This is a genomic window from Pseudomonas sp. ok266, from assembly GCF_900110195.1.
In the GTDB taxonomy this organism is placed as follows: Bacteria; Pseudomonadota; Gammaproteobacteria; order Pseudomonadales; family Pseudomonadaceae; genus Aquipseudomonas; species Aquipseudomonas neuropathica.
Genome location: NZ_FOCU01000003.1, coordinates 209988 through 225340, shown reverse-complemented (window position 1 = coordinate 225340; position 15353 = coordinate 209988). Strand labels below are relative to the sequence as shown.

General features: G+C 59.4%; 9 protein-coding genes. 5 read left to right on the top strand and 4 right to left on the bottom strand.

Annotated elements, in window-relative coordinates; translation table 11 throughout:
• Nucleotides 1-2 precede the first annotated feature (2 nt).
• The 3 genes from BMY54_RS06775 to BMY54_RS06765 form a co-directional block, all read right to left on the bottom strand.
• On the bottom strand, nt 3-2792 hold the full coding sequence (locus BMY54_RS06775; RefSeq protein WP_175559561.1) for an RHS repeat-associated core domain-containing protein: 2790 nt from the start codon (nt 2790-2792) through the stop codon (nt 3-5).
• Complete coding sequence (locus tag BMY54_RS06770; RefSeq protein ID WP_093430522.1) at nt 2789-7306, bottom strand: SpvB/TcaC N-terminal domain-containing protein; 4518 nt, start codon at nt 7304-7306, stop codon at nt 2789-2791. The genes BMY54_RS06775 and BMY54_RS06770 overlap by 4 nt, the downstream gene beginning before the upstream one ends.
• Before the next feature lie 202 nt (nt 7307-7508).
• Nucleotides 7509-9032 (bottom strand): fumarate hydratase, encoded by a 1524-nt coding sequence (locus BMY54_RS06765; RefSeq protein WP_007916251.1) that lies wholly within the window; start codon nt 9030-9032, stop codon nt 7509-7511.
• A gap of 624 nt (nt 9033-9656) precedes the next feature.
• On the opposite strand from BMY54_RS06765, the gene BMY54_RS06755 reads away from it, so the two are divergent.
• From BMY54_RS06755 to BMY54_RS06745, 3 genes are read left to right on the top strand one after another with little or no spacing between them, the layout of a single operon-like run.
• Nucleotides 9657-10763 (top strand): GGDEF domain-containing protein, encoded by a 1107-nt coding sequence (locus BMY54_RS06755; protein WP_093430520.1) that lies wholly within the window; start codon nt 9657-9659, stop codon nt 10761-10763.
• Nucleotides 10756-11691, top strand: coding sequence for an iron-sulfur-binding ferredoxin reductase (locus BMY54_RS06750; RefSeq protein WP_093430519.1), 936 nt, complete (start codon nt 10756-10758; stop codon nt 11689-11691). The genes BMY54_RS06755 and BMY54_RS06750 overlap by 8 nt, the downstream gene beginning before the upstream one ends.
• Nucleotides 11692-11720: 29 nt before the next feature.
• On the top strand, nt 11721-12470 hold the full coding sequence (locus tag BMY54_RS06745) for an enoyl-CoA hydratase-related protein (RefSeq protein WP_093430518.1): 750 nt from the start codon (nt 11721-11723) through the stop codon (nt 12468-12470).
• 177 nt (nt 12471-12647) lie between these two features.
• Here the strand turns inward: BMY54_RS06745 and pyk are convergent, their stop codons facing one another.
• Nucleotides 12648-14099, bottom strand: coding sequence for a pyruvate kinase (gene pyk / locus BMY54_RS06740; protein ID WP_093430517.1), 1452 nt, complete (start codon nt 14097-14099; stop codon nt 12648-12650).
• 90 nt (nt 14100-14189) lie between these two features.
• On the opposite strand from pyk, the gene BMY54_RS29870 reads away from it, so the two are divergent.
• Nucleotides 14190-14669, top strand: coding sequence for a hypothetical protein (locus tag BMY54_RS29870; RefSeq protein WP_139213384.1), 480 nt, complete (start codon nt 14190-14192; stop codon nt 14667-14669).
• Nucleotides 14670-14753: 84 nt separating this feature from the next.
• Nucleotides 14754-15140 (top strand): tetratricopeptide repeat protein, encoded by a 387-nt coding sequence (locus BMY54_RS06735; protein WP_093430516.1) that lies wholly within the window; start codon nt 14754-14756, stop codon nt 15138-15140.
• Nucleotides 15141-15353 lie beyond the last annotated feature (213 nt).

Below are 15353 nucleotides of genomic sequence, written 5' to 3'. Positions count from 1 at the left end.
TTTCAGTGACCGTTTTTAAACTTGGTGAGCAAGTTGTTCCCCGGCTTTTTTGATGCCAGATGCCGTTGTCTTGCTATGTACAGATTGTCAGTGGTCCCCATCTCTTTGTATCGCGCAAGTCCGGCCTGAGCCTGTGCGATGTTGGCGAGTACGGCTCGGTTTTTCTGTTGCAAGCCAGAACGCGTAATGACGGCCAGCGTTTCGCTGGAAGTATTGCCATTGACATTCGGGAGCACATTGGCAGGCGAAACACTGTTAACGCCCAATGCGTCAAAAGCGTTTTCCGCCCATGCAGACCGTTGTTCGATGGCCGCTTTCCAGTCGCTGAGCATTTTTTCGATCTTTTCAATTTTTACCGGGTCAAGCCGGTTCTTGATGTCTTGTGCTTCCTGCGCCCGACTTCCCATATTAAGCGCGCCGGGAATAATCCCCACCACTGACCCGAATACTCTGTTCATTATAAATAATGGGTTGACTAACGAATTGAGTGCCGGATGCAGCACTTCGCTCTTGAAGTCGTTCCATGAGTTGATTTCCTTGACGGGGGCCTCGATCCCCAGGCTTTGATCAATCGCGCTGACGGACATTTGCGAGGTCTGCGGGATCAAAGGCCCGACTTGCAGTCTGACATGGTTTGCCACTGGCTCAAGAATGGCCCCGGCGACATCACCCCCGATGTTGCCACCGACCAACGATGAAGGTTTCAACACGTTCGGTTGCACCTCGAGCGCTGGAAACATGGTGTCAAATTGGGCGCCGCCCAAAGATCCACCTTCATAACCGATAATACCTCTGACGGTTTCTCCCACCAGATTCACCGCCATGTTTAGTGCGACATTTTGATTAATGATGTTGTGTAGTTGCCATAGTAATTCCTCGGAGTGCCCCTCTACGGCAGAAGCAAACGCCGAATCCAGCATGATCACGCTTTCTGCCCGCGTGTTACCGTCCGGATCGATAAAACGGATCGGGTTATTCCCCACGAATGCATATAAATTCAGACCATCCGCCTGTTCTGCGTCGGTGCTGATCCAGCGTTGCAGCCACGGCGCGTAATACCGCGCGCCGTAGTAATACAAGCCACTGACGTCCATTTCCTTGCCCGAATAGCGGATGAAGCGGTACGTGGTTTCCGAGTTCGGTGCCATCCACGCGGTTTCGCCAAAGGGGTAATAGCCTTCCTGGCTGATCATGACGGCGTCTTGATCCAGTTCCATCACGCTGGAACCGAGATGATCTTCGAGGTTGTAACGCATTTGGTCATTGGCGATTTCATCGATTTTTTTCGCTGCCCAATGCAGGCAGCGGGCGTTGCCGAGCGTGATGACGTGCAGTTCTTCACCGTTGTCGCGGGTGCGGATTTCAAGCCCGGGCAGATAGCGCACCTGGTGGAAATGTTCGGCGTTGGCAGCGAAGGTTTCGTGACGTTTGAACACGCGCATACCCTGGCTGTAACGGTAGTACTCGGCATCATTGGAACCGCCATCGCGCTGGACCAGGATCACGCTTTCCAGCTCATCGCGGGCATTCCAGAGCAGCGGTTGGCCCGGTTGCACGGTCAGTTGATTGCCATGGCGATCGAACAAAGTGTCGAAATCCGGCGGCTCGTCGCCGGTTTTCCAGCGTACCCCGCGATTGCTCTCCAGATCGATGAACATTTGCCGGGTCGAGTTGTTGCCGGCGCGTACGTGACACAGTTCGATCAGGTTGCCACCGTTGTCGTACCGATAGGTCTGGGTGTAGTTGAGGCGATTGTTCGGGTCGCCCGGTTGCGGCAGGCCGGGAATGTCCGGCGGCGGGGCGTCGTCGTAGCCGGTGGCGCTTGTCAACCGATAGAGCGAGTCGTAGGTAAAGTCGCGGTGGCCATCGATCAACTGATTGGCGAAGTAACGTGGTTGAAAGGCGTGGTCTTCGATGCGGGTGATATTGCCGACGGGATCGTAGAAATATTCGAGGTTCTGTAGCACAGCTCCGGTGTCTTTGCGACTGGACTGAGTGTGCAGACGACTGTCTGCAGGGTCGTACGTCCAGCGACAGAGGACAAGATTACCGGCCTGCTGCTCGATGATCTGGTCGGCGGCGTTGTACTGCGCATCAAGCAACACGGGCTGCCATTGGCTCTGGCCGCTGATCAACAGTTGTACCTGCCGAAGGTGCCCGGCCAGGCCGTAGCGCGAGCGTCGCCGATGGCCGCCGGCGTCGGTCTGCTCGAGCAGCGCGCCGAGCGGGCTGAACTCATGGTGAGTGGTGAACGGCTCGCCGTCGTGGAACGTGCGGGTTTCGCTCAGCGGCTGGCTGGTCAGGGAAAAGCTGTCCGTGAGCAACGAACCGGAACGGTCTTTCTGTTCCTGCAACTGGCCGCGACGGTTGTACCCGGCTTCGGCCGAGGCATCGGCGTAAATGAAAACATCGACATCGGGTTGGCCATTTTCCTCGACCGCGACCACCCGCAGCTGCTCATCGAAGCTCGTGCGCCAATGGTTGTCGCGCTGATCCCAGCGTTGCAATGGCTCGCCGGCCAGACCCGGCAGAGTCAGGCGCCAGCCGGCGTCGACGCTGTCGGATTTCAATACCGTGCCGTCCAGCCTGTAAACCGTGGTCAGGCAGGGTGCCGACAAGCGCGAATCCCATTGCTCGTTCAGACGGCCGGCGTAGTCATGCTGCTGACGGGTTACCAGCGCTACGGGGCTGTCGGCCGTCACACTGCGCAAGTACCCGACCTGCCGCACTGGCAAACCACGCGCATCGCTTACCGCCAGCGCAGGTGTACGGCGATGCACGTTGGCAATCATGGCTGCGATGCCTTGGTTGGCGATGACGGCTCGGCGGTGTCGTTGAAGTCTTCGCTGGTGTGATACCAAGGGTGGTACGTCTCTCGGGAAAAGTCGCCCTTGGCATTGACCATTCCGACCTGCCGGCTCTTGACGTCATAGCTAAGCTGATCGTGATGACTCAGTGTGCGCAGGGACTGATCGTTGACGTAGGTATAGGTGTTGGCGAAAAACGCGCGGTACTGACGAACGGGCAAGCCTTTGTTGTTGTATTCGACCCGCTCGCTGATGCGCCAGCGCGGGTTGGCATCGACCACTTTGATCTGACCATCCTCGATAATCAGCGAGCCGTCGTCGTCCACGGCATACGCCTTGCCCGGGTCGACCAATTGCTGAGTTTGCAGAGCCCGGCCAAAACCGTCGACGCAGGCTTTGGTGATCTGGATCTGCGCCAGCGGATCGTCGGGGTAACGGTCGGCACTGAGGATCACGCTGTGCACCGGTTCGCGATGCACTGTTGCGATGGCGTCTTGCAGCGCCTGTTCATCAGGCGTCAAGGCACCGCTGCGCCGGGTCAGTTGGCGGCGTGTACTGGCCCTGATGTGGCCGCTGGGCAGCAGATAACCCTGAGCGATCCATGCCAGGGCGGCGCGGGTGTCGTTGGCCATCTGCCCCATCCAGCTGAACAGATCCTTGCGCAGGGTACTCGCGGCTTTTTGCACGGCATCGGTCGGGTTGGCAATTGCCGTAGCCGGGCTCCGGTCCTCCGGAAGTCTGTATTCGCTCAGTGGCCTGAAACCCGCTTCCCTGTTGTTCTCGGAGCCAAAAAAACTGGTGGCCAAGGGCTGATTGGAGGGTTCATACAACGCCTGATGAGTGTTCAGGTTGGCATCGATAATTTTCAGCGGTTGCAGCGCGTGGTAGTCGTAGTCGATGCTGGTGGTACAGCCATCCGGCAGTTCCACGAGGGTGACAGCCAGCGCATACGCGTCGTATACGGCGTGAGTGAAGCCATGGCTGAGGGTTTCGCGATAGCGGCGCACCTTGTAGAAACCGTCGAGGCCGGCGTATTCGGCGCAGTTGTAATTTGCCGACCACAGATTGTGCTCGGCGCTGCCCGAGGAGTCCTCCCAGAACAGAAAAGGCATCGGCAGGTAACCGATCTTTTCCAGTTCGCCGCGTACGTCAAAATCCGCTAAAACGCTGTAAGCGTCCAGCGCGGTCTTGTCCAGTTGGGCCACTTCCATGGGGCCGGTCAATGCCTCGAATCCGGCAATGCCATCGTCCAGCAGCTTGCCATCGGTACTCACGTAACGCTGCACGGACTGTGTGGTCAGCACCCGTTCGGTATTCCAGTACGCCGAATCCTCATGTTCCATCAGGCATTCATAGGACACCTGCGCAGGTGTAAGCCCGGTGGGAAGTGTGCCATTGGACGACAAGACCAATGCATTGCCACGCTGTTGATAGGGCAAACCAAGACGCCAATGCTGCGGATCCTTGTCCAGATCGATGAACACAGAACGGCTTTCATTGAGGTAGAACGACCGTTGTGCCGGGTCATGGGCGTCGCACCACCACTGCCGTTGATCAAGATCGTCGAACGGTGGCGTATCGGTTTCGGTGAGCCGCCGGGCGTAGCTCACTGAGATTGAATGCGTCGGTTGGCCGTAAGTGTTGTAGCGCAGGACCACATCGTTGCGACACATGGGGTCATCGACGAAACCGTCGTACTGGTAGCTGATCCTTTCCACCACCAGCGGCAGCAAGACTGCGGCGGCATAGGCGCCTTGCTCGCGCACTAGACGCACCCGATAACGCATTTCTTCGACCGTATAAGGCGTGGTGATCCGCGGAACATCCTCACCAGTATCGGCATAGGTCTCGATGCGCGTGACCGAGCCGACCAGTGCTCGGCAGATCTGGTAGCGAGTGTCGGCGTCAGAAGAATCCAGCTGTTCCTCGCAATCGTCCGCCTCGTGATATCGACTGAACAGCGTATCGCCCAGTGGCACCGAATGTGCGTCGTGATTGAAATAGTCGTCACGCGACCGGTCCATCGATTGCCCGGTATGAAACCAGGTGAAGACCCGCATCGGCTCGCTGAAGCCTTCTCCCTCATCGTTGCTGGCGCTCTCACTGTCGGTTTGCTGCAGCAAGCCGAAACCGCGGAACTCGCGCTCAACGCGGTCGTAAAAACCCTCGCACCAGGTGAAGCGCTGCGTCAGGCAGTTGCCGGTGATTTCATCCAGTTGCTGCTGTTTTTTGACCACCGCCACCGGGAACGGCAGATGGCAAGCCGGAAAGCGTCTAAGGCTTGGCAAGCGGCGTTTTTCATCCAGCCATTCCTGCGCCGAGCTGCGGTAGACCACGCTGGCACTGCAACCCATGTTGTTGTTACTGCTGGTCAACAGATACGGCTTGGCCGAAACGAAATCGTAGCGCCAATGCTGCGGCTGCATGTGCGTCACCGTCAGGATCAGACTGGCGCAGCCCAGGCCTTGCAGATCGGCGAAACTCACCTGACAGAGGCGATCGTAGCGCACGCCTTCGGGCCACGGCACGCTGATCGGTATTTGCTCCAGACCATTGCCGCCGCGATTCAGGTAGATCTCGAAGGACTCTGACATCAGATAAATCAGCGATGCGGCACCGGAACCGTCGAGATCGGCCAGACGTACGCGGGATGAATCGAATTGCTCGTAGCTGAAAGGCAACTCGCTGATCTTGCGACCCTTGCCAAACCGGCCGTGGCCCAGGTTCGGCCAGCAGCGGATTTCGTCATGGCGTATCCGGCACAACTCGGGCATATCGCTGCCCAGCAGGTTGCCCAACAGCACCAGTTCTGTGCGCGAATTGCTGAACAGTGGCAAGCGGTCGTCGTCGGGTTGGTGAAGCACCTCTTCAGGCGCGGCGAAGCCTTGTTCGCGCTCGTTGGCATACAACCGCACGGAGCTGGGCCCGATCAACGCCAGGCTACTCAAGCCGTCACCGCTCAAGTCGCCAAGTGTCGAGAGAGTGTTGAAAAACTCTGGTGGGAATTTGCCGAAGGGGACGAAGTCGGCAAACTCGCGTTGTTCTGTCAGGGTGCGAAAACCACTGATACCCGGTTGCGCGGTGACCCAGTCGAGCCGACCGTCACCGGTCAGATCGGTCAGCAGTTGCTGTACCGGACGGTTGCGATCGGCGAGCGGAATCTTTTCCAGTGCGGTCCATGGCCCATAGCCGATTTCATCGGTGCCCTTGGTCGCACGCAATGGTTCGCGGTAGTACCAGGCCTGGTCATAACGGCAGAGGAAACCCGGCACACCTTCGCCATAAAGATCCACACACTGGTAAAAACCACCGTCCTCGATATTCGGCTGGACATCGGGTTCGAAGAAGCGCGCCGGGGTTTTATTGATGTCGAAGGGGGCATAGTCGAACTCGACCGGCGGCGTGTTTTCGACAATGCCGCTCGCATCGAATGCCTGATAGTGCGCCGCGCTGATCTGGCTGTAGGCCCACTGCGCGATATTTTGCGGTTGGTGATATTCCAACAGCAGGCGGCGTACCAGTTTCGGTTGGTCAGTCGATTGCTCGGGAAAATGATGAAACAGCAATGCCTGCTGGCAGAGTCTGCGAGTGCCCAGTTCAAAACCCTGACCGTGGGTTGAAAAGCTGTCTGGGCGAACGGTCCAGGGTTTGAGGGAGGCACCGTCATATGCCGGAATATCGGTCAGTGACGTGCTGCGTTCGCCGTAATCGAACAGCAGATGAAAGTGCCAGTCCAGTTCGGTCGGATTGTCCGTGGTCCAGCTGTACAGGTTGCTGCTGGCCGTGAAGTTGCCGTAGCACACGCGGCGCAGATAGCGCTGGGCGCGGTAGTCATGCAGCGGGTCGGGATCCTGATCATCGGCCTTATATTCGAAACAGATGTGTTCGCCGCGCGCGTTCATGCTTTCGCACAGCAGCCAGGTGGCGATGCGTCCGGGAGCCTCGGGATCGGCGACGCGTGTCGCTTCGGTCTTGCCGTAAAGATGCAGCGAACCGTCGGCGCCATGGATCAGCCAGAACACCGCTGGATTGGCTTCCCGGGTCTGCCGCTGCCAGCACTCGCGCAAGGCAAAGTCGCTTTCGATATGCGGCCAGTAACGCACCACTCTGTGCGGGCCGATGGCGACGCCGTTGTAGGTGTTTTCTTCACGGAATTTGATTTCACCGTTTTCATCCAGTTCCGGCATCCACACTTCGCCATCGGCGCCGACGATCTCGTCGTGATCGGCATAACGTGGCACGCCTTTGTTGGTTCTGCGATTGATCTGACCCACGCCGGCCAGGTGCCAGGAAAGGCCGAATGGACCGTTGCCACTCTGACTGCTGTAACTCAGCGAGAACTGAGGATCCCAGCCCCGCCCGGCAGACGTCGGAATCGGCAACTCGAACGAGGCGGCTCCGGTCGGGCCCACAGCGCCCCAACTTTTGCCGATGGTGGCGATCGATGCGCTTTTGGCGATGGAGGGGGTGGTGATGCTCAATTCTTGCTGATCAGGCATGGTCGAATCCATTGCGCACGGGGAGGGCGTGAATGGGCTGACGCTAACAAGAAAGGCATTGAAATGAACCTGTCAGATCTGACAGGTGCGCAAGATCATTTTGTATGTATTGACGGAGTTTTTATCGCGTTCGGTTTGCACAAACAAAAAACGGCCGGTTCATCCATGGGATGAACCGGCCGTTTTCATGGAGGCGAAGCGCTTACTGCACTTCTACCGCCAGGCTTTCGCTGATCTTCTGTTGCCAGATCGCAGGGCCGGTGATGTGCACCGACTCACCTTTGCTGTCCACCGCAACGGTGACCGGCATGTCCTTGACCTCGAACTCGTAGATCGCTTCCATGCCCAGTTCGGCAAACGCCAGCACTTTCGACTTCTTGATCGCCTGAGCCACCAGGTAAGCAGCGCCGCCAACGGCCATCAGGTACACGGCTTTGTTGTCCTTGATCGCTTCGATGGCGGTCGGGCCGCGCTCGGATTTACCGATCATGCCCAACAGGCCGGTCTGCTCGAGGATCTGCCGGGTGAACTTGTCCATCCGCGTCGCGGTGGTCGGACCCGCCGGACCAACCACTTCGTCACCGACCGGATCAACCGGGCCGACGTAGTAGATGAAGCGACCTTTCAGATCGACCGGCAGGGTTTCACCCTTGTTGAGCATCTCGACCATGCGCTTGTGCGCGGCGTCGCGACCGGTAAGCATTTTGCCGTTGAGCAGGACGGTTTCGCCCGGCTTCCAGCTCTGCACGTCTTCCGGGGTCAGGGTGTCGAGGTTGACACGGCGAGCCGACGGGCCGGCTTCCCAGACGATTTCCGGGTAGGCGTCCAGCGGTGGCGCTTCCAGCGATGCCGGGCCGGAGCCGTCGAGCACGAAGTGTGCGTGACGGGTGGCGGCGCAGTTGGGGATCATGCACACCGGCAGCGAGGCGGCGTGGGTCGGGTAGTCCATGATCTTCACGTCGAGCACGGTGGTCAGGCCACCGAGGCCCTGGGCGCCGATGCCCAACTGGTTAACCTTCTCGAACAGCTCCAGGCGCATTTCTTCAATGCGGTTCTGCGGGCCACGGGCCTTCAGTTCGTGGATGTCGATGGATTCCATCAACACTTCCTTGGCCATGACCGCAGCTTTCTCGGCGGTGCCGCCGATGCCGATGCCGAGCATGCCCGGTGGGCACCAGCCGGCGCCCATGGTCGGAACGGTCTTCAATACCCAGTCAACGATCGAGTCGGACGGGTTGAGCATGGCCATTTTCGACTTGTTCTCGGAACCGCCGCCCTTGGCCGCCACGTCCACTTCCACGGTGTTGCCCGGGACGATGGAGTAGTGAATCACGGCCGGGGTGTTGTCCTTGGTGTTTTTCCGAGCGCCCGCCGGGTCGGCGAGGATCGAGGCACGCAGGACGTTTTCCGGCAGGTTGTAGGCGCGACGTACGCCTTCGTTGATCATGTCGTCCAGGCCCATGGTGGCGCCATCCCAACGTACGTCCATGCCGACGCGCACGAACACGGTGACGATACCGGTGTCCTGGCAGATCGGGCGATGGCCGGTGGCGCACATGCGCGAGTTGATCAGGATCTGCGCCATCGAGTCACGGGCCGCTGGCGATTCTTCGCGCAGGTAGGCTTCGTGCATCGCCTGGATGAAATCCACGGGGTGGTAATAGGAAATGAACTGCAGGGCGTCGGCAACGCTCTGAATCAGGTCGTCTTGCTTGATCACGGTCATGAGTCGCGCTCCTCTAAAAGACGGGAACATTCAATAAGGTGCCTGCGGCTTGGGTGCATCGGTCGGTCGCAAGCACCTTTCAAGGCACGCCGGGGCTGCTGGCGCGACGCTAAAAAGGCGCGGCAGTATAACGCGCCTCGGTGGGGCGTACACGCGCCGGCAGTCATTCGTTGGTCGCATGGGTGGGCGAATATCGGACAGCGGGTTTGCACTTCAAGAGCTACCCCCTCACCCCAGCCCTCTCCCCCAGGGGGGCGAGGGGGAAAGGGAGCCGATCTTCATGCTGTTCAAACCTGTGCTCGACTCAAGAAAGGGAGCTGATCTTCATGCTGTTTAAACCTGAGTTCGACTCGGGAAAGGGGGGGCGATGTTAATGCTGTTCAAATCTGAGTCCGGCTCGGTATTTCAGGTCGGCGTATCGCCAACAATCGACTTGGTCAGTCCCCTCTCCCTCTGGGAGAGGGCTAGGGTGAGGGGCTTTTGGCGGTATACGCAGGCCACACTTTTGACGTCAAATTTCGAGCCCGAAAATCGGTGGTCATTTATCGACTACGCCTCTAAAGTGGCAGCCGGTCTGTAGAGTAGGACACTCGGTCAGCCTCTTATCGCACGGTGAGTCAACGATTGACCCATAACGCCATTCAACGCCTTTTACTCAAACGCTTTGCCCTCGCTGCGGCCACCTATGGATTGGCTTTGCTGCTGCTGTGGCTGGCGTTTTTCACGGGGCATTACGAGCAATCCCTGACTTCTGTGGCCGTCGGCAGTGCGCTGGTGGTGATCAGCCAGTCGGTGCTGTTCGCACTGTTCTGGAGTGGGCGCAACCTGCGCTTTGCCGATCCCAGCCTGACCGAAGCGCAGGTGTTGATCGGTCTCGGCTGGCAGACCTGGCTGATCGCCCATCTGGATGAAGCCCGCGGCGCCTTTCTGGTGTTCTACGTGCTGATCCTGCTGTTCGGCCTGTTCCATCTCAGTCGACGGGCGTTCATCCGCTGCGCATTGCTGGTGTTCTTCAGTTTCTGTGCCATCACGCTGTGGGACGGTTACAACTTCCGCTTGCGCGAGCCGGCGCTTGCCGCTTTGCAGGTGTGCATTCTGGCAATGGTGCTGGCGTGGCTGGTGCTTTACGCGCGCTTCGTCCAGGTTTCGCGGCAACGCCAGCGCCAGCGCCGGTTTGCCTTGCAGGCGCATCAGGACACTCTGCGCGGGATGATGCGCCAACTGGAAGATCTGGTCGCCACTGATGAATTGACCGGGTTGTTCAATCGTCGACATTTCCTGCGTCTGGCCACGCGAGAGCTGAATGAAATGGACGACGATGTCGTGCACGGTCTGGCGCTGATCGACCTCGATCATTTCAAACGCATCAACGACCTGCACGGCCATGCCGCCGGCGATCAGGTGTTGCAGGCCTTCGCCGGCGTTGCCCAGGCGTGTCTGCGCGACGGCGATGTGCTGGCGCGTTATGGTGGTGAGGAATTCGTTGTGTTGTTGCCCGATTGCGACGCCGAACGGCTGACTGCTTGCTGTGAACGTCTGCGTATTGCCTTTACTGACGTTGAACTGGTCGGCCTGAATGTGCGCAACCTCAGCCTGTCGGCCGGCATGACGCTGTTGGCGTTGGGCGATGATCTGGACGACGCCTTGCAGCGCGCCGATCAGGCCTTGTATCGGGCCAAGCGTGATGGGCGCAATCGTTGTGCGGCCGCGTGGGAGAACGTCGATGCCTGAACTTCGCGTCGGTGAACGACAATGGTCAGTGGCCGCGGGCTGCAATCTGCTCGATGCCCTCAATCAGAATGGCGTCGCCGTGCCTTACAGCTGCCGCGCCGGCAGTTGCCATGCCTGTCTGGTGCAATGCGTGCAAGGCCTGCCCGCCGACAATCGGCCGGACGCCTTGAGCGCCGAACAGCGTCAGCAAGGCTGGCGCCTGGCGTGTCAGTGTCAGGTCGTCGAAGACTTGCAGGTGCACACCTTCGACCCGATCACCGATGGTCGCCCGGCAGTGGTCGAAGCGCTGGACTGGCTCAGCGACAGCGTCCTGCGCTTGCGTCTGACCCCGCAACGGCCGTTGCGCTACAGCGCCGGGCAACATCTGGTGTTGTGGATCGGGCACATTGCGCGGCCGTATTCGCTGGCGAGTCTGCCGGAAGAAGACCGCTTTCTCGAATTCCATCTCGATTGCCGCCAGCCTGGTGAATTCAGCGATGCCGCACGAAAATTGCAGATCGGCGATCCGATCCGTCTCGGCGAACTGCGCGGCGGTGCTTTGCATTACGATCCCGACTGGCACAGTCGCCCCGTGTGGCTGCTGGCCGCTGGCACCGGTCTGGGCCCTTTGTTCGGCGTGCTGCGCGAAGCCTTGCGCCAGGATCACCAAGGCCTGATCCGCGTCATTCACGTGGCTCATGACGATCGCGAGCACTATCTGGCCAAACCCCTGGCGGCATTGGCTGCGCAGCGGGAAAACCTCAGTGTCGAGCTGTGGACGGCGGCCGAGTCAGCCGCCGCTTTGGCGCAACTGCGCCTTGTCTCCCGGCAAACCCTGGCCTTAGTCTGCGGTTCGACGGCCAGCGTCGACGCCTTCGCGCGGCGTCTGTACCTGGCCGGATTGCCGCGCAATCAACTGCTGGCCGACGTGTTCCTGTCCCGTGGTTGAGCGCTGATATTTCAGACGCGAGACACATCATGACCGAAGCCATCCTGCTGGAACGCGAACGCGGTTTGCTGACCCTGCGCTTGAACCGCCCGGACAAGAAAAACGCCCTGACCCGCGCCATGTACAGTCGCCTCGCCGAGGCGCTGAAACAGGCCGATGGCGACCCGGCGATCAACGCCGTGCTGATTACCGGCAGCGCCGAATGCTTCACGGCCGGCAACGACATCGCTGACTTCATCCAGCAACCACCGAGTGACCTCGACAGCCCGGTGTTTCATTTCATGCTCAACCTGCTTGAGTGCCGCAAACCGGTGATTGCCGCTGTAGCCGGCGCGGCGGTGGGCATTGGCACCACATTGTTGCTGCACTGCGATCTGGTTTATGTGGCCCGCGATGCGCGGTTGCGTATGCCATTCGTCAACCTGGGTTTGTGCCCGGAGTTCGGCTCCAGCCTGATCCTTCCACGTCTGCTTGGGCAGGCCAAAGCGGCAGAGTTGTTGTTACTGGGCGAAGGCTTCAGCGGTGAACAGGCGGCGCAGTGGGGGATTGCGACCGAAGCATTGGGTAGCGGCGCTGCGGCGCTAAGCAAGGCGCGGGAAATGGCGCTGCGTTTCGATGAACTGCCGGCCGAAGCGGTGCGTATCAGCAAGCAATTGATGCGAGCGCCGGATCGCGAGTTGATTCGTAAGGTGATCGAGGAGGAGGGCGCATTGTTCACCCAGCGCCTTCGTTCGCCAGAAGCAATGGTGGCGTTGACCGGATTTATCAAACGACATTGAGATTGTCGCTGACTGTGCCGGCCTCTTCGCGAGCAAGCTCGCTCCCACATTGGAATGCGTTCCCTGTGGGAGCGAGCTTGCTCGCGAAGAGGCCGGATCAATCGGCACATTTTCCAGAGCAGAAAACAAAAAGCCCCGGCACTCACATGCCGGGGCTCTTGTTTTTCAGCGCGTCACTCAGACCTGCGGGTCGCCCACGTGCAGGATCTTCATGCCGTTGGTGCCGCCGGTGGTGTGGTAGCTGTCGCCCTTGGTCAGGATGACCCAGTCGCCTTTTTCCACAACGCCGCGTTTGGTCAGCTCGTCGATGGCCTTCTGGCTGACTTCGTGCGGTTCCAGCGAAGCCGGATCGAACGGAATGGTGTACACGCCACGGAACATTGCCGCGCGGGCCTGGGCTTCGCGGTGCGGGGTGAAGGCGTAGATCGGCACCGAGGAGCGGATACGCGACATGATCAGCGGAGTGAAGCCACTTTCGGTCAGAGCGATGATCGCTTTGACGCCCGGGAAGTGGTTGGCGGTGTACATGGTCGCCAGCGCGATGCTTTCGTCGCAACGGCTGAATTCCTTGCCGATACGGTGGCTGGAGGTCTTGCCGGTCGGGTGCTTCTCGGCGCCGACGCAGATGCGCGCCATTGCCTGCACGGCTTCCAGCGGGTACAGACCAGCGGCGGATTCGGCGGACAGCATCACGGCGTCGGTGTAGTCGAGTACGGCGTTGGCTACGTCGGACACTTCGGCGCGGGTCGGCATCGGATTCTGGATCATCGACTCCATCATCTGGGTCGCGACGATCACTGCCTTGTTGTGTCGGCGTGCGTGCAGAATGATTTTCTTCTGAATGCCGACCAGTTCGGCGTCGCCGATTTCCACACCGAGGTCACCACGGGCAACCATCACCGCGTCGGATGCCTTGATCAGGCCGTCGAGGGTTTCGTCGTCCGCTACGGCTTCAGCGCGTTCGATCTTCGCCACCAGCCAGGCAGTGCCGCCGGCTTCGTCGCGCAGTTGACGGGCGTATTCCATGTCGGCAGCGTCACGCGGGAAGGACACCGCGAGGTAGTCGACTTCCATTTCTGCAGCGAGCTTGATGTCGGCCTTGTCTTTTTCAGTCAGGGCCGGCGCGGTCAGACCGCCACCGCGACGGTTGATGCCTTTGTGGTCGGACAGCGGGCCGCCGATGGTCACGGTGCAATGCAATTCTGTTGCGGTGGCGGTATCCACGCGCATTACCACGCGGCCGTCGTCGAGCAGCAGCTCGTCGCCCACGCCGCAGTCCTTGACCAGATCCGGGTAGTCGATGCCGACCACTTGCTGGTTGCCTTCGGTCAACGGATGGCTGGTGGAGAAGGTGAACTTGTCACCGATCTTCAGCTCGATCTTCTTGTTGGCGAATTTGGCGATACGGATTTTCGGGCCTTGCAGGTCGCCGAGCAGGGCGACAAAACGGCCGTGCTTGGCGGCGAGGTCACGCACCAGCTTCGCGCGAGCCTTGTGCTCGTCGGGGGTGCCGTGGGAGAAGTTCAGACGGGCAACGTCCAGACCAGCCAGAATCAGCTGTTCGAGAACTTCCGGCGAGTTACTGGCCGGGCCAAGGGTAGCGACGATTTTGGTACGACGGACGGACATGCAAAGACTCCTGAGTTCAAGCGCTAGCGAAGGCTACTATGCTCGAAGGGTGTAGTCATTGTTCGTTTGCACTACTTATCGTTTTCTTTATTGAACGCAGCGTTTTTCAATTCGACGTTCCAGGCAATACACCGTTCATCGGAACTGGTATTTCTTACAGGTGTCACCCGGTTTTCCTGTCGGTATAAAAAATCGCATCTCGCCAATGGTTGGCGAGGTGAAGAGGCTGCCGACATGACCGTAAAAAAAGACGCATCTGAAGCACTCGAGCCACCAGTGATTACTTCACCGCAAAATGGGGATAGACCAGGTGCAAGGTTTGTCGTGAAGGGGACCGCTACTCCTGGCAGTACCGTGCGCGCTTACAGCACCAAGGATTCTTTGAGTCCGCTTTTCAGTCAAGATGTTGGCCCTGGTAACAACTGGTCGAGTTTGATAGACCTGCGGCAGTTCGGATTCTACGTTGTCGAGGTTGCACCCGACGGCGAAGTCTCGCCACGTTCACCCGTCGTCACAATCCATCTCGCGTCCGAGCTGTCCGCGCCGCACAACGATGCCGTTGACTCCTGACGACTCGATTCGCTGCAGCGTGCAAGGCGGCATTGAAGATTTCCAGTCGCGGGTCGATAAAGAGCACAAGACAGGAGAACCCCCATGCGATTGTTGCCCATTGCCGCCCTTGCCCTCAGCGTCCTCGCCGTTTCGGGCTGCACCCGTTGGTCGATGAACCACCATTTGAACAACGCCTACAGCGCCTACGATCGTGGCAACTGCGAGCAGGTCATGCTCGAACTGTCCAAGGTCGAACGCGCCAGCCGTGCCCGCCCGTACGTGTGGCCGGAAGTGTCGATGATGCGCGGCCAGTGCCTGGAACGGCAGAAAATGTTTGTCGACGCGGCACAGACCTATCAGTTCATCATCGCCTCGTACCCGAACAGCGAATACGCCTATCGCGCCCGTGCCCGTCTGGAAACCTTGCAGAGCCTGGGCCATTACCCGACGCGCAGTGCCGCTGCCGTGGTGCGCCCGACCCGTTTCTGATGACAGTTGTCATACAAAATCTGGCCGTGTGTACAAGCTGAGCTATAGTCGAATAACCCGGATTCGGCACCGCGTTCTGAATCCGGAGCAACACCTGCGACTGGCAGTTGTAAGGTGACGGCGACGTAGCGACCGTCACACCGGAAGCGGGGAGAGCGAGCCTGCGATGCAGGCACGTTCCGAAGCAAGGTGCGGCTCTGTGACGGAGCCTTG

Bases quoted from the DNA above. Each gene is read 5' to 3' on its own strand.
- BMY54_RS06770 (WP_093430522.1), bottom strand. From the start codon at position 7,306: ATGCCTGATCAGCAAGAATTGAGCATCACCACCCCCTCCATCGCCAAA.
- BMY54_RS06735 (WP_093430516.1), top strand. From the start codon at position 14,754: ATGCGATTGTTGCCCATTGCCGCCCTTGCCCTCAGCGTCCTCGCCGTT.
- pyk (WP_093430517.1), bottom strand. From the start codon at position 14,099: ATGTCCGTCCGTCGTACCAAAATCGTCGCTACCCTTGGCCCGGCCAGT.
- BMY54_RS06775 (WP_175559561.1), bottom strand. From the start codon at position 2,792: ATGATTGCCAACGTGCATCGCCGTACACCTGCGCTGGCGGTAAGCGAT.
- BMY54_RS06765 (WP_007916251.1), bottom strand. From the start codon at position 9,032: ATGACCGTGATCAAGCAAGACGACCTGATTCAGAGCGTTGCCGACGCC.
- BMY54_RS06745 (WP_093430518.1), top strand. From the start codon at position 11,721: ATGACCGAAGCCATCCTGCTGGAACGCGAACGCGGTTTGCTGACCCTG.
- BMY54_RS06750 (WP_093430519.1), top strand. From the start codon at position 10,756: ATGCCTGAACTTCGCGTCGGTGAACGACAATGGTCAGTGGCCGCGGGC.